17 protein-coding genes are annotated in these 21,080 nt (G+C 44.7%); 2 read left to right on the top strand and 15 right to left on the bottom strand.

Features of this window, described 5'->3' with window-relative positions; genetic code table 11:
* Positions 1 to 372 precede the first annotated feature (372 nt).
* Positions 373 to 1,218 (top strand): GAF domain-containing protein, encoded by an 846-nt coding sequence (locus O2Q26_RS18885; RefSeq protein WP_289217298.1) that lies wholly within the window; start codon positions 373 to 375, stop codon positions 1,216 to 1,218.
* 26 nt (positions 1,219 to 1,244) lie between these two features.
* On the opposite strand, the gene O2Q26_RS18880 is transcribed toward O2Q26_RS18885, so the two are convergent.
* The 8 genes from O2Q26_RS18880 to O2Q26_RS18845 form a co-directional block, all read right to left on the bottom strand.
* Positions 1,245 to 2,366 (bottom strand): NAD(P)/FAD-dependent oxidoreductase, encoded by a 1,122-nt coding sequence (locus O2Q26_RS18880; RefSeq protein WP_289217297.1) that lies wholly within the window; start codon positions 2,364 to 2,366, stop codon positions 1,245 to 1,247.
* 744 nt (positions 2,367 to 3,110) lie between these two features.
* Entirely contained in the window at positions 3,111 to 3,710 is a 600-nt protein-coding gene (locus O2Q26_RS18875) for a class D sortase, LPxTATN-specific (RefSeq protein WP_289217296.1), read from the bottom strand.
* 79 nt (positions 3,711 to 3,789) lie between these two features.
* Entirely contained in the window at positions 3,790 to 4,278 is a 489-nt protein-coding gene (locus tag O2Q26_RS18870) for an LPXTG cell wall anchor domain-containing protein (protein WP_289217295.1), read from the bottom strand.
* 177 nt (positions 4,279 to 4,455) lie between these two features.
* Positions 4,456 to 5,409, bottom strand: a complete 954-nt coding sequence (trxB, locus tag O2Q26_RS18865) for a thioredoxin-disulfide reductase (protein ID WP_289217294.1) — start codon at positions 5,407 to 5,409, stop codon at positions 4,456 to 4,458.
* The gene (gene arsA, locus O2Q26_RS18860) at positions 5,410 to 7,167 is read right to left on the bottom strand and encodes an arsenical pump-driving ATPase (RefSeq protein ID WP_289217293.1); all 1,758 of its coding nucleotides are present in this window, start codon (positions 7,165 to 7,167) and stop codon (positions 5,410 to 5,412) included.
* Positions 7,168 to 7,228: 61 nt separating this feature from the next.
* Positions 7,229 to 7,651, bottom strand: a complete 423-nt coding sequence (gene arsC / locus O2Q26_RS18855; protein ID WP_253935729.1) for an arsenate reductase (thioredoxin) — start codon at positions 7,649 to 7,651, stop codon at positions 7,229 to 7,231.
* 30 nt (positions 7,652 to 7,681) lie between these two features.
* Positions 7,682 to 8,977: an arsenic transporter gene (locus tag O2Q26_RS18850; protein WP_289217292.1), complete on the bottom strand. Its 1,296-nt coding sequence runs from the start codon at positions 8,975 to 8,977 to the stop codon at positions 7,682 to 7,684.
* A gap of 13 nt (positions 8,978 to 8,990) precedes the next feature.
* A complete protein-coding gene (locus O2Q26_RS18845; protein WP_253935727.1) occupies positions 8,991 to 9,335 on the bottom strand; it encodes an ArsR/SmtB family transcription factor in 345 nt (114 codons plus the stop codon).
* A gap of 1,238 nt (positions 9,336 to 10,573) precedes the next feature.
* Here O2Q26_RS18845 and O2Q26_RS18840 point away from each other — a divergent pair.
* On the top strand, positions 10,574 to 11,785 hold the full coding sequence (locus O2Q26_RS18840) for a threonine synthase (RefSeq protein ID WP_289217291.1): 1,212 nt from the start codon (positions 10,574 to 10,576) through the stop codon (positions 11,783 to 11,785).
* Between the two features lie 855 nt (positions 11,786 to 12,640).
* Here O2Q26_RS18840 and O2Q26_RS18835 read toward each other — a convergent pair.
* The 7 genes from O2Q26_RS18835 to O2Q26_RS18805 all read right to left on the bottom strand — a co-directional run bounded on the left by O2Q26_RS18835 (position 12,641) and on the right by O2Q26_RS18805 (position 20,989).
* A complete protein-coding gene (locus tag O2Q26_RS18835) occupies positions 12,641 to 13,324 on the bottom strand; it encodes an SIMPL domain-containing protein (protein WP_289217290.1) in 684 nt (227 codons plus the stop codon).
* A 65-nt stretch (positions 13,325 to 13,389) separates the two neighbouring features.
* A complete protein-coding gene (cydC, locus tag O2Q26_RS18830; RefSeq protein ID WP_289217289.1) occupies positions 13,390 to 15,105 on the bottom strand; it encodes a thiol reductant ABC exporter subunit CydC in 1,716 nt (571 codons plus the stop codon).
* On the bottom strand, positions 15,102 to 16,832 hold the full coding sequence (gene cydD, locus O2Q26_RS18825; RefSeq protein WP_289217288.1) for a thiol reductant ABC exporter subunit CydD: 1,731 nt from the start codon (positions 16,830 to 16,832) through the stop codon (positions 15,102 to 15,104). Before cydD ends, cydC begins: the two co-directional genes overlap by 4 nt.
* Positions 16,833 to 17,983: 1,151 nt before the next feature.
* Entirely contained in the window at positions 17,984 to 18,985 is a 1,002-nt protein-coding gene (locus O2Q26_RS18820) for a Gfo/Idh/MocA family protein (RefSeq protein WP_289217287.1), read from the bottom strand.
* 139 nt (positions 18,986 to 19,124) lie between these two features.
* Positions 19,125 to 19,310 carry a hypothetical protein gene (locus O2Q26_RS18815; RefSeq protein WP_289217286.1) on the bottom strand — a complete coding sequence of 62 codons (186 nt, stop codon included), beginning with the start codon at positions 19,308 to 19,310 and terminating at the stop codon, positions 19,125 to 19,127.
* Between the two features lie 296 nt (positions 19,311 to 19,606).
* Positions 19,607 to 20,038, bottom strand: a complete 432-nt coding sequence (locus O2Q26_RS18810) for a VOC family protein (RefSeq protein ID WP_289217285.1) — start codon at positions 20,036 to 20,038, stop codon at positions 19,607 to 19,609.
* Positions 20,039 to 20,041: 3 nt separating this feature from the next.
* The gene (locus O2Q26_RS18805) at positions 20,042 to 20,989 is read right to left on the bottom strand and encodes an MBL fold metallo-hydrolase (protein WP_289217284.1); all 948 of its coding nucleotides are present in this window, start codon (positions 20,987 to 20,989) and stop codon (positions 20,042 to 20,044) included.
* Between the last annotated feature and the right edge of the window lie 91 nt (positions 20,990 to 21,080).

Genomic DNA, 21,080 nt, shown 5'->3' with positions numbered 1-21,080 from the left:
TGGGGAGACTCCTGTGGGAAGAGAGTGCTTGGTGAGATCCCGCAGGACGGGACGTCCGAGGAAGCTCACCGCGCTCCCACGGAAAGCGAGTCATTCCCCGCCGCCCTGATCCACTCACCAAATGTCTAGAAATGAAGTCTTCCACTATCCTGTCATATAGTTTAATAACTCTCATATTAAAACCAACTACGGTCTTTAACATAGTTTTTCATAGACATGTTCATATAATTCTTTAATTTCATTGAGCATAGTTTTGATATAGTACAAAATTTTTGAAAGTAATTTATTGTTTGTTAAAATTATATTATATTATAAAAATTTCATGTGACTCGTTATAGTGGAACTACATGATTTAATGAGGGGCAGAAGCTAATGAACACATTCGCAAACGACCTGCAGTACAGATCCCTGGAGGAAGCGGCAGATGATATTCTATATCAAATCAGCTTTTTTTTAGGAGTAAATACAGTTTACATAGCCAAAAAAGAGCCTCAATACATGCAGGTCCTGAAATCATATAATCGTTCTCAACCGATTGTCGATAATGCCCTGCAAGTCAACTACGAAGACTCTTATTGTCAATTTGTCATGGAAACAGGGGAACAGCAATTCAACACATCCAACCTGAGCGAAGAAGAAGCCACCGCCCATATGAACCTGGCGCAAGAATTAGGTGTGAAATCTTTCCTCGGAGTTAAAATATACGATAAGAGCAACCATGTATTCGGTACATTATGTGTAATGGACCCTGACAACATTGAATTTACAAAGGAGCAAATAGCTTTTCTTAAATCTATAGCTAAGGTTTTTAGTTTCATTGTCAATCTCGACCAAACCCAGCAGCAGGTAGAGCTGCTTTCAACACCTATCGTCCCGATTACAGAAGGGGTTGTCGTTTTACCGCTTGTCGGCATTGTGAATGAAGACCGAGCTGACAAATTACTTCCTTCCGTACTCCAGCAAGTTCATACAGAAGAAGTAGATTACTTCATATTTGATTTATCAGGCCTTGTCAGCTTTGACGATCTGTTCTCCAATCATTTATTTGATGTCATCCACTCTTTAGAACTTATGGGGGTTAAGCCAGTACTGACAGGTGTCCGCCCGGATATGGCCATGGCCCAAGTAAAGATTGGATCCAAATTCAAAGATATAGTAATATCGACTACTCTTGAACAAGCTCTGAATAAAATCGGGTACCATTTCGTAAAAAAATAAACAGGCCGGCTTAAACGCCGGCCTGTTTATTTATCAGATAAGGCTAAATCTATCCGGTAATTGTGCGAGTCCAGCTCTGTATTCTGTCCTAGAACTAAACGGGCTAATTCCGCACCTATATAAGGTCCTGACGTTAAGCCGGAAGCTCCCAGACCATTCGCTAAATAAAGTCCTTCATAATTCCTCAAAGGGCCGAACACTGGTAAAGAGTTGGGAGTGAATGGACGAAATCCTACTCTTGTTTCTACCATAGTCCCCTTATCTAAACCAGGTGCTACTCCCAGCACTTTATGAAAAATTTCATGAAGTCCTCCGACCGTAACACGCGAGTCGAACTTTTCCTTCGTTTCATGGGTAGCCCCGATAACCACCCGGCCCCCGTCAAAAGAGAGCAAATACTTATTAGTAGGAGGCATGACTACGGGCCATTCCTCTGTATTCGTATCTGGCAGTTCCAGGTGGACAATTTGAGCTTTTTGCGGATGCACGAGAAATTCCTCGCCTAGAGGAAGCACCATTTCTTTAGCCCAGGCTCCTGCAGTCACAATAACCTGATCGGCTTTTATCGTACCTTCTTTCGTCTTAACTCCAGTAATTTGATACCTATTCACATCTAACTGCGCATCTGCTTGAACAAACTCTACACCTTTTCGTTCACATGCCCTGATCAATGCATCACGCAGCGCACGTCCATCAACTCTCGCCGCTCCACTAATGAAAATTGAACCGTACTCTTCATCTAATGGAGGAAACATTTCTTTCGTCTCTTTTTTAGTGAGACGTTTGATTTCTCCCATTTCTGGTGCCGCTTCACGACGTTCGAGCGCCCGTTCCAGCATTTCCTCAAGCTTCTCATCTTCCTTATGAAGACGCAGCGCACCTACTCGCTTATAACCTGTATTTGTTTCCCCATCAGCTTCGAGTTCTTCAATGAGAGCGGGATAATACCGTGCTCCGCCTTTAGCAAGTTCATACCAGGCTTTATTTTTACGCTGCGATAACCATGGGCAGATAATTCCGGCTGCTGCATCGGTCGCTTGACCGATATCTTTCCGATCCACTACTGTTACCTTCGCTCCAGCTTTAGCCAGATGATAGGCGGTCGAAACACCTAATACACCGGCTCCAACGACAATATATGATTTCAATGGAATAACACCTTTTCTCTTATGATTTATAGTCCAATTCTCATTCTACAAGAAATAAGAGGCTTTTTCTAATTGTCGGAGCAGATACCTATGTTCATAAGTTATTTTACAAATTAGCAGGATTGTGGAAGACTCGATTATGATATCTCCAGGCTTCGTTGCCGTATGAAGTGTCAGGGGTGGCTGGGAAGCTACTCGCTTTCCTGTGGGGGAACTGGCGAGCTTCCTCGGGCTGAAGCCCTGTTCGATCTCGCCTAGCACCTTCTCCCACGGGAGTCTCCTAGCTTCCCACCATCCCATTTAGAATTAGAGAAACGAACCCTTTTATGTTTATTACTAAATGAGACAGCTGCCTCCAATTGAAAGGTTTGGCAAGCTACAGTGATGAGAGCGGCACCGTTTTTCAATAGACATGTACTGAATAAATAATAATTATGATTAAGCTGTTTTCATGGTTCTTAAACTTTTACATCACATAGGAGTTTCCGTTCTACTAATCATTGCAAAGAGCTCCGGGAAATTGCGAGACTCTTGTGGGAAGAGAGTGCTTAGTGAGATCCCGCAGGACGGGACGTCCGAGGAAGCTCACCGCGCTCCCACGGAAAGCGAGTGATTTCCCGGAGATCTAAACACTGTTAAACATAACGGAATCAATCCGAACATCTTGAAACTGGGAGCTTATATGAGTTTCAATACTGAAATTTAAAAGAGCAATTAAAAAAACAGCACGGGCTTCCATGCTGTTTACTCTACTTCCACCAAATCTGCTTCCACAATATAGCGGTACGGAGCATCTCCGACAAACTGAAATGGGTAGCAAGTGGATATCGTCAAAGTCGGTTTATCTTTTTCTACTACGACGCTTTTATCATCTTCCTCTACCACGTACAATTGTCGAATTTGATACGCATATTCTTTTCCCTCGTACTCTAAGTAAACGAGGTCGCCAATCACAAGATCACCCATCTCTGAAAACACCGTGTCCCGGTGGCCTGATATGAGCGTATGTCCATTCACATCCGGCGTTACGGTCCATTCACTATCATGCATCCCTACTCCCTGAGTGAGCGTATCATCATCCGTTCCCCAGAAAACGGGATACTTTTGTTCGACAGAAGGAAGCTTCAATTCAGCCATTTCTTCGCCTTTCTTGAAATCATGGCTTTCCTCTTCCTCTGATACATTCGTTGAGTCTAATACCTTATCATCATAATCTAAATAATCATTGAGCTCACTTGCGCTCATCGATTGGATGACTTGCCGCTGCTCCCACCACCCATACCCGAAGTACGCAACAATGGAAAGCCCTGCGATTATGAATAGAATTCCTATTTTTCTTCTCATATCTTTACCTACCTCCATGGAAATGAAGGCAGGCTATTGGCAGCCTGCCTTCATCAGGGATGGTGATTGCAACCGTTCTTTAGTTCAATGATTTTTTACGAATAATCAGCAGGCCGCCTGCTCCGACGAATAGAGCACCCATCATCATCATAAATGGACTATTGGTCGCCGTGTCGGGAAGCTCTCCACCTTCTTCTTCAGCTGAATCACTGTCGTCCCCATCGGATCCGGCAGATTCATCTGTATCCTCACTGCTTTCCTCTTCAGAAGAAGTGTCTTCGGAACCTTCATCTGATTCTTCGGAAGTTTCTTCTTTGTTTTCATTATAGCTATCCCAATCACCTTGTGTCGTTTCACACGGAAGGTTATCGTTATCCCTATCTAGATCAGATGGATCGTTGTTCTCATCATACCCGTGTGAGTCCCAAAATTCCATAACCTCTTGCTTATTATCAAAATCATCACAATTCTTGTCTTCATCCCCATGCTCCGCAAAAGCCACACCCGAACCTAGAAAAATACCTGCAAAGAAACCGACACTGCACAAAACCATCAAAAGCTTCTTCAAGATTTCCATCTCCCTATTAAGTATTTTCTTCCATCCCTATGTGTGGTACATTTTACATCAATTAACAAAATATGTATACAAAAAACGATGAATTTTCTGACAATTATCCATTTTTCTTTAATTACAGCGTATTAAAAAACCAAAAACCCCCAAGAAAAAGGGTTTTTGGCGATGGTTTTAAGATAAGCTTTGACTCCAGTCAATCGTCGCTTCACCTTCTAAGAAACGCTCAGCATCCATGGCTGACATGCATCCAGTACCTGCAGCAGTAATCGCCTGACGATACTTCTGATCCTGGACGTCTCCACAAGCGAAGACCCCTGGAATGTTCGTATTAGTTGTGCCTGGTTCCACGAGCAGATAACCTTTTTCATCCATATCGAGTTTCCCTTTAAGGAACTCTGTATTCGGGTTGTGCCCGATAGCAACAAAAATCCCATCCGCTTCAATCAACTCTTCTTCCCCGGAATCCGAATCTTTCACCTTGAGCCCTGAAATCTTCATTCCGTCAGATACCATTTCCACAGGTGTTTTATTAAGCGCCCATGTAATTTTGTCGTTGGCCCTTGCCCGATCCTGCATAATTTTAGATGCACGAAGTTCGTGGCGGCGATGAACGACTTGAACCTCATCTGCAAATTTAGTAAGAAAGTTCGCCTCTTCCATCGCTGAGTCTCCGCCACCGATGATAAGTACTTTCTTACCGCGGAAAAAGAAGCCGTCGCATGTGGCACATGTGCTTACCCCTTTTCCAATATTGTCCTTCTCTCCAGGGATATCTAACAGCTTAGCTGACGCACCTGTAGAGATGATGAGGGATTGTGTCTCAAGCTCGCCTAAACCATCGACAGACAGATTAAATGGGCGCTGATCGACGTTCACATCGGTCACCCAGCCTCTTTTGAAGGTAGCTCCAAAACGTTCTGCCTGCTTTTTCATATTATCCATCAGTTCAGGACCCATGATCCCATCAGGAAATCCAGGGAAATTCTCAACTTCCGTCGTCAGCGTAAGCTGCCCGCCGGGTTCTGGTCCTTCGATCACTAGCGGCTCCATATTCGCTCTTGCTAAGTAGACGGCAGCTGTCAATCCTGCTGGCCCTGTACCTAAAATAATAGCCTGGTGTGTCATTTAAATTCCTCCTTTAAAAACTACTGGTTTAGCAGCACGCTGTTCCCACGGTACTACCGCTGCTTCTTCTCTGTCTTTTAACACTCGTTCAATCCATTTAACTTCTGCCTGCGCTTTCGCCTTAAGTAAGGGGTCCTCTGTTTGAGCAGCTGATAAACACTGATTCATAATCCACCAGCTTGGCTGCAGACCGGCTCTTTCCAAGTCTGCCTGCAATCGTTCTGCTTCATATACAGGAGTCGCTTCAGGAAGAGTGACGATACACATTTTCGTGTAATTCGGATCTTGAAGAGTAGGCAGCAGATTCCTTACAGAATCAGGCACATGCCCGGTAGTGCGTTCCAACTCTCTATGATAAGACTGTGCTGCATCTAATAATAATAAAGTATGCCCAGTCGGAGCAGTATCAATTACGATAAAATCCTCCTTAGAATGCTCTACCACATCTGCAAATGCACGAAACACCGCTATTTCTTCCGTGCAAGGCGAGTCTAAATCTTCCTTTAAAAAATTTTGTTCCTCTTCACTTAGCGTACTCCCTGTCTCATGCAGAACTTGCTCTTTATACCGTTCAGTTTCTGCTTTGGGGTCGATATGACTGATAGAGAGCCGATCATTCTCATAGCCTTCAAAGGTCCGGCTTACGTGATCAGCTGGATCCGTAGTAGTCAATCTTACCCGAAATCCTTTTTCCATAAGTCCAAGTGCAATCGATGAAGCCACGGTTGTTTTTCCGACACCGCCTTTTCCCATAGTAAAAAGCAGTCCGCTCTCCATTTTCGCAAAGTCATCAATCACCTGTTCAAGGGAAGGGGCATCCAGCTCTACACTTTCATGTTCCAAACGATCGACATTCGCTCTTCCCTGCATCCACTCTCTTAATGAATCGATTCCTGTTAAAGATAACGGGGCAAAAGGGAGTTCAAAGGTTTCGATTTCTTTCAAATAATCCGACAGCTGCTGCAAAGCAAGCTGTTGGTTATTACGAAAACCGATGGAGACCTCATCTCCTTTTGTGACAGGCCGGGAAATCAGACCGTTGATAATCAGACGTTGATTCGTTATACCAATCTCCATGAGCTCTTTAGAAGAACGAGCAGCTTCAAAAAGCGCGGACTCCTCTGGGCGGCTGACAAGATACAATACCGTTTTCTCTCTATCATTTAAACTATTCATAGCCTGCTCATACACATGCTTTTTTTCTGCAAGTGAAGACATCGGTCCAAGACAGGAAGCTCCATTCGGATTATCCTCCATAAACCCTGACCAAGCTTGCGGCAGCTGCAGTAAACGAAGCGTATGACCAGTCGGGGCGGTATCAAATATAATATGATCGAATTGATTATGAAGCTTGTGGTCGCTTAAAAAAGCAGTAAAAGAATCAAACGCCGCAATTTCTGTTGTACAGGCTCCTGACATTTGCTCCTCCATGGAAGCGATAATTGAATCTGGAAGCTTCCCTTTGTAAGGGGCGATCGATTTCTCACGATGTTCCCTGGCCGCTTCTTCCGGGTCAAGGTTAGCCACTGCAAGGTTTGGTACATCATCGAGGAATTTCCATTCGTTCGTCAGTTCTTCGTCGAAAATATCTTGCAGATTCGAGGCGGGATCTGTACTAATTAGCAGAACATGTTTGCCTTGATCTGCAAGGGATACTGCTGTAGCACAAGCTGTCGACGTTTTTCCGACTCCTCCTTTCCCTGTAAAAAAGAGAAACGGAGGATCATCTAGTTTTGCTGGATCGAAAACTTCATACATAAGAATTCTCCTTCGTCTATTTTAAAGAAAAGCCGAGAGCATCTCCCGGCTTTTTTCTTTACTATTCTTTATCTTTTGCGAACTGCTGGATGCGCTCACTGATTTGATCACGCACTCTTTGGAATACAGCCCATTTTTCTTCTTCTGTGCCTTCCGCTTTTGCTGGATCGTCAAATCCCCAATGGAAACGCGTAACATGAGAAGGAGTCATCGGGCACTTATCGTTGGCATCACCACAAAGTGTAATCGCATATTCAGCATTGTTCAGAATATCAGAATCAATAATGTCAGAAGTCTGGTCACTAATATCAATCCCTACTTCATTCATAGCTTTTACAGCATTAGGATTCAGTCCGTGAGCTTCGATTCCAGCTGAAAGAACTTCGAACTCATCTCCTAGATATTTTTTCCCGAACCCTTCAGCGATTTGACTGCGGCAAGAGTTCCCTGTGCATAGAAAGTAAATTACTGGTTTGTTAGACATGATACATTTCCCCTTTTTATTGAAATATTTTTATATAATTAGCAGCCACAAATATAGACCGACTAATGTAATGAACAAGGTTGGAACTGTGAGGATGACACCGACTTTGAAGTAGTATCCCCAGGAAATTTTGACGCCTTTCGTTGAAAGGACGTGCAGCCATAATAATGTGGCAAGAGATCCGATCGGCGTAATCTTCGGTCCTAAATCGGATCCGATGACATTGGCATATATAAGGGCTTCCCGCATCGTACCGGACGTATTCGTTTCCGCGATGGCTAACGCATCAATCATGACTGTAGGCATATTATTCATGATAGAAGATAAAATCGCTGCGATGAATCCCATGGAAACCGTCGCCACGAACATCCCCTGATCCGCCGTATATTGAATGACGTCTGCCAGGACATCAGTAAAACCGACATTCCGCAATCCATAAACGACGACATACATTCCGATGGAGAAAAATACAATGGCCCATGGAGCCCCTTTTATAACGACAGCGGTCTCTACAGCCGGACTTCGGCGAGCCATGATCAAGAAGAAAATCGCTACAATGCCTGCAATGATTGACACTGGGATATCCAGTGGTTCGCTGGCAAAATATCCGACAAGAAGTACAGCCAGCACTCCCCATGACAAGCGGAACATTTTGTGATCCAGCAATGCTTCCTTCGGTTCTTTCAAATCATTTAAATTGTAGTCGGCCGGAATATCCTTTCGGAAAAAGATATAAAGCACAAGAATACTGGCGCCTAAGGAAAAGAAGTTCGGCACAATCATCCGTGAAGCGTATTCCGCAAAGCCGATACCAAAGAAGTCGGCTGAAACGATGTTTACTAGGTTACTGACTACCAGCGGCAAGGATGTCGTATCAGCAATAAATCCACTCGCCATAATAAAAGGTAAAATCATCGTTTCTTTGAAATTCAAATTTCTGACCATCGCGAGTACGATCGGCGTTAAAATCAATGCAGCCCCATCATTAGCAAACAGTGCAGCAACGACCGCTCCAAGTAAAGTCACATAAATGAACATTTTCTTTCCATTGCCTTTTGCTATTCTCGCCATATGAAGAGCGGCCCATTCAAAGAAACCGATCTCGTCAAGAATGAGTGAAATAATTATAATTGCAATAAAGGCTAATGTCGCATTCCACACGATGTCGGTCACGGCAATTACGTCTTGAAAATCAACGACCCCGACAATTAAAGCCAGAATTGCTCCTCCACAGGCTGACCAGCCAATGCCTAAATTTTTCGGCTGCCAGATGACTAAAACTAATGTAAGTATAAATATGAGCGTGGCTAAAATTGCTAAATTCAAAATAATCCCCCTACTAATCGCATTGAATGCGTAAACCTGCTCGCTCCAATGCCCTTAATTTTTCTATTTGATCTGGAATTTGCGCTAAGATCTGCTTAGTGATGGGATAGGTCTCGTGATCTTTATTCAAAGAATAAAAAATCCACTGTCCTTTTCGCTTCTCCTTCACAAGCCCCGCATCCCGAAGTTTACGCAAATGCTGACTGACCGAAGGCTGGCTCATTTGAAGCACCTCAACAAATTCACACACACAGCACTCCCCTTCACTGATTAAACCGATAATGGTCAACCGTGTTTTATCGCCCAGGAGTTTGAGTGATTGGGCAGCTGTGTCTATATCGATCATTGTTTTTTCCATGCTCTCACCTCGCTTATTATAATATAAGCATATGCTTATATATGCAAGTGGAAAGTTCCATGTCTTTTTCTGATTACGTCCATTGCATATAATAATATACTTATATGGCAATGTATAGAGAAGGAGTGTAAATTCTTTGTAAATCACCAACTTTTCATAAGCAGTTGTGAAACACCATTGGTTTTAAATGCTATGTTAAAGGTGGTTGTTGAATTGATAGCTGAGTTATTCAACAATATGGCAGGATACTTTAAGACTCAGTTTCGAGATAACCAGGGTTCGTAGCTGCAATGAGAGTCTGGTGTGACTGGGAAGCTACTCGCTTTCCTGTGGGGGAAGTGGCGAGCTTCCTCGGGCTTGCAGCCCTGTGGGATCTCGCCTACATCCTTCTCCCACTTCTTACACTTATATTAGTCTAGGGCGTGGTTCCAATCATAAACCTTATGGGGGACTATCCAGCTCCAGCGCTTAGCGGCTACTGAGACTTCCTTCACTTCTGTACGATAAGTCAACATCGAATCTCTTCGTTCTTCGTGTTTCCTTTATCTCCTCCAGCTCAGTCCAGTCCATACGCCGCTGAACGAAGTGCTGCCGCTTTCAAAGGTAGGAGCCTCGCACATTCCTAAAACCCCTAACTTATATTACGGGACGGAACTATGAAATGAGAAACTCTCTTGTACCAACGTTTGCAGAAAAATTAAACCGGTTGTTTTAGAAAAACTAACTATCCAATAGGCTTTTCATTTCCGTGAAAGTAAGCTAGAAATGAACCCTTTTTGCAAGAAGGCGCGTCTTCTTTATCCATGTTCGTTATTTGGCGAGCGTTTGTTTATAGGGATAAACCGCACAATATCAAGTTTTTATCATAACGGTAGCGCAGCATCTGACATCCTGAAATCGGTGTTTCCGTACCATCTAATCATCGCAAAGAGCTCCGGGAAATCGCGAGACTCCTGTGGGAAGAGAGTGCTTGGTGAGACCCCGGAGAGCGTTAGCTCGAGGAGGCTCACTGCGCTCCCACGGAAAGCGAGTGATTTCCCGGAGCTCTAAACGCTGTCAGTCATAACGGAAACAGCCCGATTATCTCGAATCTGAGTATTCCACTAAAGGGAGCTTATATGCATATCAACACGGAACTTTAACAAAGCCTTTTCAAATAGAACGGACGTTTGAACATACATAGGAAAAGCATCTATGATACGCTGAAATTACTTTTTACATATGAGGAGGACGATTAAATGAAGTTCAGTTATGTATCTCACCTATACTGTCCGAAATGTTCCAAAACCTACTCCACAGAAGAGGAGAACCACTTATGTGCATGCGGCTCCCCTCTGCTAGTTACTTACAACCTGGACGAACTCCGCGGAAAATTCACAGCCGACGACCTTTTAAAAAGGGCTCCTGACTTATGGCGCTACCATGAGTTGCTGCCTGTCCGACAGAACAACAATGTCATCAGCCTGGGAGAAGGGATGACTCCATTAGTAGATTTGCCTGCTCTCGGTAAAGACATGAGCATCCCCCGCCTTCTTATGAAAGATGAAGGAGTTATCCCTACTGGCGCTTTTAAAGCTAGAGGCGCAGCCGTTGGCGTGTCTAAAGCGAAAGAGCTTGGTGTCAAAGAATTGGCAATGCCAACGAACGGCAATGCAGGCGCCGCTTGGTCGCTGTACGCCGCAAGAGCCCAAATGAGCTCGACGATTATTATGCCAGTAGACGCCCCTAGCATCACTAGAAATGAATGCGCCTTATCCGGTGCCAACTTATTTTTAGTAAACGGACTGATCAGCGACGCTGGGAAAATTGTTGCTGAAGCCGTGAAAGAGAAAGGGCTATACGATGTCTCCACACTAAAAGAACCGTACCGGATTGAAGGCAAAAAAACGATGGGACTGGAAATTGCTGAACAGCTAAACTGGAAGCTTCCAGACGTCATTCTGTACCCTACAGGTGGAGGTGTAGGCTTAATCGGCATATATAAAGCACTGCAGGAACTTAAGGAATTAGGCTGGATCGAGTCTGATGAACAAATGCCCCGGCTTGTTGCCGTACAGTCCGAAGGCTGCGCCCCGATTGTCGAAGCCTGGGAACAAGGCTTACATGAATCGAGTTTTTGGGAGAACTCCGAAACCATTGCATTTGGAATCAACGTACCAAAAGCGATCGGAGATTTCCTCGTATTGGACGCCCTTTACGAAACAAATGGCTGCGCTATCGCCGTTGATGATGATTCCCTTTTACAAGAGCAGCAACGAACCGCCGAGTTGGAAGGCGCGTTTGTCTGCCCTGAAGGTGCCGCTTCTTTCCTTGCAGCACGAAAACTGAGGGAGAAGGATTGGATCAAAGAAGACGAGCAGGTCGTCGTATTGAACACAGGCGCCGGCATCAAATATCCGGACACCGTCAACTTTGAAGTTCCAACCCTTGAACCTGGAGATTCTATTTAGACGGTAGGCTTTGTTAAAGGTGATTGTTGATATTGAAAGTAAGTTATTCAACAATAAGGCAGGATAGTGGAAGACTTGATTTCGAGATTATTACTGGGTTCGTTGCCTTATTAAGAGTCAGGGGTGGTCGGGAAGCTACTCGCTTTCCTGTGGGGGAAGTGGCGAGCTTCCTCGGGCTTGCAGCCCTGTGGGATCTCGCCTACATCCTTCTCCCACGGGAGTCTCCCAGCTTCCCAACAACCCCATGCGGAATGTAATTAACGTACCCCTTTGGCATTGGAATAGAAAAGACTTTCGCGCTCTCATCTAAGCCACTTATTTCAGCTATAGCGCTTAGCGACTAACGAGTTTTATAAGATAACATCGAATCACTATAGTCTTCGTGTTCACTTTATCTCCGACAGTTCAGTCCATGAGCTGCTGAACGAAGCGCTATCGCTTATAAAATGGAGGGGCCCCATTCCCCCCATGCGAAGGAAGAGAGAAAAAGAACCATGTTCACTCAGGAGAAAGCGTCTTTCATCTCTGTCCTTTGAGAATATAGAGCTCTATAGAAAGGTTTTCTGAGAACTTGCTATGAGAATCAGTTTGCTTTTTCTGGAAGTGGTTTCGTGTTACTTATTAGGCAAAGGGGCGGAGGGAAACGGTGAGACTCCTGGGGGAGGAGCGGGACAGGTGAGACCCCGGAGAGCAAAGCTCGAGGAGGCTCAGCGCCCGCCCCCCGGAAAGCGATCCGTTTCCCGGAGCCGCTCAATTCTCATGATGTCTCGAAACCGAGCCTTCCACTAAAGGGAGCTTATATGAATATCAACACAGCCAAACGGTAAGCCACAGACTATCGCTCTGTGGCTTTTATTATGCGTAGAATTGGAACTGAACCTCGACAAACGCCTCGATCTCAAGCTGTCCTGGTTCAATCGGAGTCACCGTAGCAAACGCCTCGCCTCTCGCTAATGGAAAGGCACCGCCCGGCATACGCTCAAGGACCTTTACAGGTGCTGGATCAAGAGTCAAACCCATCGTTTGTGCCATCGAGCGAGCTTTCATGTAAGCGTCACGGAGCGCGATCGATAACGATTGTTGGTACAGCATTTCAGATTGTTTTATCGAAAACTGAACCCCTATAACTTGGTTAGCTCCGTTTTGTACCGCCGTATCTATGATTTCCCCGGCAAGACGAATATCCTCACTCGTAACCGAAATCATATGATTGACTTGATACCCCTGAAACACCTGTGATCCACTGTCATAATTATATTGGGGAAGAATCGAATAATCGGCCGTTTGAATCGATCCCCTCTGCACTCCAAGGTTCACAATCGATCCAATCACCCGCTCCATCACACGAGCATTCTCCTCCTGGACTTGCGTAAGACTCTGTCCTTCGGTAACGACACCAAGCTGAATATTCACTACATTCGGCTGAGCAGCGACCTTGCCCGAACCACTCACCGTCATCAGGCGATGCTGCATAGCTTTAGTTTGAGGATACATAGACCCCTTCCTTTCTATCACTTCATGCATGTCGTAAGCAGGCAAACAACCACTCCTAACAATCTATTCATCACAAAAAAAAGCAGAACGACCAAAGCCGTTCTGCCCTCTTACATAAACACACTCTTTTCAATCTGCTTCATCTCGTAAAAATATCCACGGCGAGCCATCAGCTCATCGAACGTACCAGCTTCAACGACTTCCCCCTGTTCCATTACAACAATCTGATCCATTTTCTCCAGTCCAGCCAGGCGGTGGCTCACTAGAACTACCGTATCTTCAAGCGCTTGAGCAAAAATGGCATCATACAACGCACGCTCCGTCAGAGCATCCACAGAAGACGTCGGCTCATCAAGCAGCCACAGATGCTCCCCTTTCAACATCGCACGAGCAATCGCTAACCGCTGCTTCTCACCACCAGAAAGATTCTCACCACGTTCAAACACTTCATCTTCCAGGGAAAAATGTTCGAGCTTCACTTTTCGAAGCGCTTCGTTGAGAACCTCGTCGGACAACCCTTCTTCAGCGACCTCTAAGTTGTGCCGTATGCTGCCGTAGAAAAAATGATTCTCCTGCAATACGACGTTAGAGCGGGTCCAGAGATCTTCGCTTTCTATCTGCTCGAAGTTCAACCCTCCAAGCCGAATCGCTCCCTTTTCGTTTGGGAGAATTTTCAACAGCATTTGGAGGAGTGTCGATTTTCCAGATCCGCTCGCCCCGACGATGGCTGTTTTTGAACCTGCCGGAAGCTCAAGGCTTACGTTACGAAGAGCCAGTCGCTCTTCTTCAGGGAACGAAAAGGTTAGACCATCCACTTCAATAGAAGGCGCCTGACCTACTGCCAGCTTTACTGGAGTCTCAGGTTCTTTTTCTGGTTCCTCCCGGACAACAGAAAACAGACGGCGGGAGGCATGACGGTTGTCTTCTAAGTGGACCGGGAATACAGCCATTGGTGTAGAGTTCTCAAAAACCGTCAACGAAATCATAACGAGCATGGCAAGGTAGAGGCCGTCGAGTTCACCTTCAGCAACGAGCCAGGCTCCTAAACCAAGCACAAACCAGGAAATCACAAGCGATACCATCGTATTCATAGAAAAGCTGAACATAGAATGCAGACCATCCCGTTCCTGCTCGCCTACATATTCATCTGACGCATCGAGAAGCTGCTTTTCTTTTTGTTCAAGCTTTTGATAAATCTTCAAATCACGGTACCCATAAAGCAGCTCAGCAGCTTCCGTAGATAAGAGACCCCGGCTTTCACGCACCTCGCTGTCGATCCGTCTTTGGTGCAGTGCAAACAGAGCGGGAACGACGAACCCTGTCAGCACAAGGCCGATAAGTAACACAATGGCGACCGAAAGCGAGTAAAACGAAGTAAAAAAGATCGTACTCAGGAAAACAATGACTAGTACAATCGGCGGGTAAAAGACCCGCAGGAAGAAGTTTTGTAAGCTCTCCACATCACCTACAATCCTGGAGAGCAAATCACCGCTTCGATACTTTTGAAAAATACGCGGAGCAAGAGGCTCGATTTTTTCATAAAAGGAAACACGTAATTCACTTAAGATTGTAAAAGTAGCTCGATGAGAAAAATAGCGCTCGGCATATCGGCTGGCAGCTCTTATGAACCCGAACATCTTCAAAACAGCGATGACGACCGTTAAGGCGTAAAGCGGCGGAATTAAGGCCGCTCGCGAAATTAAATACCCACTTGAAGCGAATAAGCCTACCGCTGTAATTCCAGCTAAAAACCCGAAGAAAATAGAGAGCAGAATATCTTTTTTCTCAATCATAACAAGCTTGAGGACAATTCCCAGATCCTTCATCGCGCCTCCCCTCCTTGCTGTACAGTAACCATGTCGCGGTATTCGGGTATCGTGCGGATCATCTCTTCATGTTTCCCTTGGCCGATAAGCCTGCCATTGTCTAACAGCAGAATCTGATCGGCTGTCTGAATCGTATGCAGACGGTGAGCCACGGTGATGACGGTCGAGGATTGGGCCAGCTCCTGCAGAGACTTTTGCAGAATTTTTTCCGTTTGGAGATCAAGCCCTGTAGTAGGCTCGTCGAACAGAATGATCGACGGCCGTTTCAAGAAAGCCCTCGCAATGGCCACTCGCTGTTTCTCTCCTCCAGAAAGTCCTCGCCCTGCTTCACCTACAGGTGTATCATAACCATGTTCAAGAGCTTCGATAAATGAGGCAATGCCCGATTTTTGAGCGGCTTCCTCAATTTGCGAGCGACTTACATCTCGTGCTCCGACGGCAATGTTATCAGCGATCGTTCCTGAAAACAGGTAAGGCTGCTGGGAGATATAACTTAACTGGTCGAACCAATCCTGTTCCTTATAATCAGAGAGTGGCTCACCATTCACTTTTATCCCACCTTTAGACGGGGCTAACAATCCAGCAATGATATGAAGTAATGTCGTTTTACCAGAACCTGTCCGCCCGACAATCGCCACCTGGCTGTAGGGTGGAAAGCTGGCATGAATACGATCCAGAGCAAACCCCTCTTCTCTGTATCGGAAACTTGCCCCTTCAAGTTCTATAGCCGGGGGTTGATTATTCAAGACCAGCGGCGCACTTCCCCAATCAACATTCGGAGTATCCTCTTCTAATTCATCCGTAATCTTCTGGGCAGCTACGCTGCTGCCCCGCCCCGCATGAAACGCACTTCCTGCATCTTTTAAAAATTGATAAAACTCAGGGGCTAATATTAATATAAAAAATGCGGAAAAAAACGTAATATTTTCATAAACAACGAGACGGATGGCAATTTCCATCGCAATGAGCCCGATACTCAGCATTGAAATGAATTCAAGCATCAAGGAGGAAACAAATGCGACCTTTAACACTTCCATAGTAGCGTCACGGAAACCGAGACTGCTTTCCTTGATTAATTGCCTTTGCTTTTGCGCACGGCCAAACAACTTAAGTGTCGTAAGTCCTTGCAGCGTATCGAGAAATCTTCCTGAGAAAGCCGTCATTTTCTCCAATTGCTCTTCAGATTTCTTTTTTGTCATCACACCTATAAGCGCCATAAAAAACGGAATGAAGGGAGCAGTTATTACCATGAGCAATCCCGAATATAAATGCTGAGTAAACACAGCAATCAAAATCATAACCGGCACGATCGATGTCTGAATCATCTGAGGGATATAACTGCTGAAATAACTGTCGACATCATCGGTAGCATCCATTAATATACTGATTTTCCGGCCCGACTGGCCCTGCATCGATGCTTCTACAGGGTTCTTTGCATATTTATTTAAAAGTGATTTTCTGAAACCTCTCTTTGCCTTCGCCGCCATCTTCACTCCCATGCGCCCAGACAAATACGTAAATAAGGCTCGTACTATGAGCACGACGAGTAAGCCGACCAACAATGGAACAATCGACTGGAACGGTTCGTTATTTAAAAATACCCCCTCAACGATCGCAACAAAATAATAAGCCTGGCCAATGATGGCCGCCCCGATCGCCAGGGAAATGATTACAAGTGATACAACAACCGACCGCTGGGAAAAGGCGATTTGTTTTAGGTGCTTCATAAAAAGTAGCTCCTATCTGGATTTTCAATTAGTGAAATATTTCACATAGTGATTATATTATACTTCCTTCACTGCTGTGAATCAATTTGATTCGCTTTTATCCATTCTATCAAAAATACTGATGATGTATGCAGTTGGAGTAAATCTTAAATAAGACAGCTTCAAGACTTTCTGCAGTTCCGCCACCGTAATGAGTGAAAGGTGGTTTTAAGAATGGAAGCAAAATGCTCTCAAGTACCGATGTTTGTAGAATATATAAAACTGCTAATTCAGAAAAACTAACTTACAGGTCCATCCAATACTATAGAGAAGGGAGCACTGACCCTCTTCTCGAAAAAATCCAAACTCTCTTGGCAGATGCTTGGTTTCTCACTACATGGTGATGGGGTCTTGTAAATGGTGAGGAAAAGGAAACAAGGAGAAAGAAGTGATTAGTTGTTGATTTATCCGTTCAGAAGAGAAGGAACTCTCATTAGCGCTAAGCTCAGGAGCTGGATAGGGTAATGGGATATAAATGTGAAAGCTGGAATACGCGGATTAGGTAAATTCCATCTGAAGCTAGGACGCTCCAATATCCTCGTCGTCCCTTACTATCTGTACTGCTAGAAAACGCTTAAAGGTAGTTTCGAGCATCTTCCAATTGTATAGTGGCTTTAGAAAACGGTGAGCCTCCTGCCTTTTGAAAGCGGAAGCGCTTTGATCAGCGGCGTATGGACTGGACTGAGCTGGCGGAGATAAAGGAAACACGAAGAACGGAGTGAGTCGATGTTGACTTATCGTACAGAAGTGAAGGAAGTCTCAGTAGCCGCTAAGCGCTGGAGCTGGATATAGCCCCTTATTGTTTATGCAATTGTTTATATTAATACCTATAATGGTGTAAGAGGTGGGATGTACATGGTAGGTGAGATCCCGGAAGGCGAAGCCTGAGGAAGCTCACCACATGCCCACGGAAAGCGATCCGTTTTCTAAAGCCACCTCTCCGCAAACAAAAGTCTCGAAACTGAGTCTTCAAAATAAAGAATTTTATATGAATATCAACACGACAGTTTAATAAATACAATACGATTTCATCGATCTGCGGGAGCACCTTTATAAAAATTTCAAAAAGAAAAACGCAACCCCTCAGGAATTGCGTTTCTTTTTATTCTTCTCTAATGTGAAGCCAATTCAACCCTTCGACCCTCTTGGTGAGATACAGCCGCTCCCTCATTTACGAGGGTCAACTGCAGTGCATCATCCTTCGTAATCGCCGATGCTGTACCATCTTCTATAGCTCTGACCCACTGCTCCATAGGCATAGGCAATTTATCAGGAAGATCTTCTGGAATCACCCATCCTTCGGAACCAAGCTGGGAGCTTTTGATCCGCAATTGATTCTGTTCAATCAAAATCGCCCCTTCAGTACCATAGACCTGCAGCTGAAATGGACTTCCTGCCGAAACGAAACTAGTTTCAAGAACTGCAAGCACACCCGAATCATACTCAACCATAGCTGCAGCCTGGTCATCCACTTCCGTGTTAAACACAGAAGGCATACGAGCTGTCACTGCTTTAGGGACGCCAGCCAATCGATTAGCTAAATAAATAGGGTGGGCTCCAAGGTCGATAAGAGCTCCCCCGCCAGTCTTCTCTTTTTCATAAAAATGATGCGGAAGCCAGCCATCCGGATGATCATTTGTAGAAACCGCCCCGTTGTGCGCAACCCGACATCGAACCATCGTGACTTTACCGAGCCAGCCTTGATCTACAGCCTTTTGTGTATATAAATAATAATCCTCGATTAAACGTGGAAGAGAAATCATAAACTCCACGTCTGCTTTTTCAACTTCCATTAGAATGCTGTCACACTCTTCCATCGTTAAAGCCAGCACTTTTTCTGTGAAAATATGTTTGCCATACCTCGCCGCTTCCATCAAGACGTGAGTATGGTCGCTTGTTGGGGTCGTCACTATGACACCGTCAATATTCGAATTAGTCAAAACCTGAGTAAGATCTACTTCAAAAGGAACCCCTAATTCTTCCCCCCAGGCTTCCCCGCGTTCCTGATCCTCGTCCCACACAACTTCAATCGAGATTCTTTCATTTTCCATTGCTTCTCTTGCATAATCTACCGCGTGCACATGCCATTTACTAAGTAAGGCCACTCGAATCACGTACATCCACCTTCTTTTTATCTTTTGTATTAATGCTCTGATCCTTGCAACTCAGTTAAAATCGAGGTTCAACAGTCCTTTTCAGCAAAAAAATCACTTATACAGCCGGTTTCCACCTTCAAATCAACCCTGTGATGGATCAGCCCAAGCCCCGTTCACGCTGGGCCGCAAGTGCTTCTTGTAACTCATTTATATCTTCCGGCTCCAGTAGTTCTTTATATATCTCTTTCTCCTCCCCATACTCAAGCTTCAATAATATTACTTTCTCCATCGGTACAATACTTTCTATACGATCAAAAGGAATTTCTATTCTAGGAAGTGCCAACCCCCTATCCAGCGAGATATAACTATCCGAGATCCTTACATAATCTTTTTCCAGCTTTCGCACGTTATGAACCAACCGTATTATACCAAAGAGAAAAAGCAGCACAGCCAGTACGACAAGATAAGGAGGGATTCGGTTATCTGTTATACTTGGAAGCACTAAAAAAACAGTACTTACCACCACATTGAATAAAGAGCCCAGCCCTTTTTTCAGCCAGCTTTTTTGAGAAGTATAAGGGAAGTTTTTGTACTCATGTGTGATGCTATCCCTCCTCTGCTCTAGCTTTGGAAATCCATTTAACTAATGATTAACATATCGTTCTCATCAAACTCCCACATTTCCCCGTAAGCGACCTCCCAGTAGTAACCGTCCGGATCAGTGAAGTAACCGCTGTATCCTCCCCAAAACACTTTTTCAGGAGCTTTTACGATTTTTGCCCCAGCCGCTTCCGCTCGCTCCATCACCTCGTCGACTTCTTGTTCTGATTTGGCATTGAAGGCCAGCGTTATACCTGGAAACCTGCCTCTTTCTGGAGGGTCAGCTTTATTTATGTCTTCTGCCAGAGACTCTAGAGGGTAAAGGGAAACCTTAGACCCAGGAGTGTTAAAAAAGATAATCTCAGGATCATCAGACTTTTCATTTGTAGGAAAACCGAGTTCATCCCGATAAAATTTGACAGATCTTCTCATATCTTTGACTCCAAGGGTAATCAAATTTACTCTATTCATAGTTTATTTCTCCCTTTTTCTTAAATAATCCAGCAGGCCCATCGCACACACCTCAAAATCGAGAGGCAGTATTTCAAACACATGATGATCTTCATGGACGCTGAAACCTTTTAAATAAGCGGAAACTTTATCGTGCAGGCGTTTTTTAATTCCTTCCAACCCTTCCCCATTGGAAAAGGCGGTCTCACCCGCTTCCATAAATTCAGGAATCCACTCCAGCACTTGGTCGAAGGCCGCTTCAGGCTCCTCCGACATTCCGAAATGGCCGAAATAAATACGATCAACATCCATTGATTTAAACTTTTCAATCGACTGCTTCATCGCTTCAGGATCGAATTGGTTCGGTGAAGTTGAAGGCAGGTAAAACGTAATCCCTTTATCCTCGGTTTGATGGTAGCGAATGCCTGCCGTGTCCCCCGTAAAAATTCCATTACTTACAGGATCGTAAATTCCTAAATGGTGATTCGCATGACCAGGCGTATCATAAAACTCCAACTTGCATTCTGATCCGATCTCAAGTGTATCGCCTTCTCCCTTAACGAGTAACTGTTCTTCCGCAATTGGAAGGACCGGATCAAACAGTTCATCAAAAGAATCACCGTATACGGCCCGCGCTCCATCTATAAGTCTTGAGGGGTCAGCCATATGACGTTTCCCCTTTTTATGGACGATAACTTTTGCTTCCGGACATTCCCGAAGCAAAAGCCCCGCTCCCCCGGCATGATCCAAATGAATGTGAGTCAAAATGACATATCGGATGTCCTTAGGATCAAGATCCAATTCCTCTAATCCTTCTATTATTCTAGGAACAGAGAGGCTCGGCCCTGTTTCTACAAGCGTCAGCTGTTCATCATTCAACACATATGTACCTGTCCGTCCAGGAAACCCTAAATCAAAACCATCAATCAAATGTATACGATGACCAAGGTCGATCGGCGCTTTCTTTTTCAATTACAATCACCTCATGAATATGACTTAGCTTTATTTTACTAAATACTGGATGGTAATTATAGTAAAATAATTCTGCCTTCTTAATTTGTCA

Origin of the sequence: Halobacillus campisalis (assembly GCF_030345335.1) — a bacterium.
Taxonomy (GTDB): domain Bacteria; phylum Bacillota; class Bacilli; order Bacillales; family Halobacillaceae; genus Halobacillus_A; species Halobacillus_A campisalis.
Note: the sequence above shows the minus strand (reverse complement) of the source record. Positions and strands in the feature narration are given on the sequence as shown.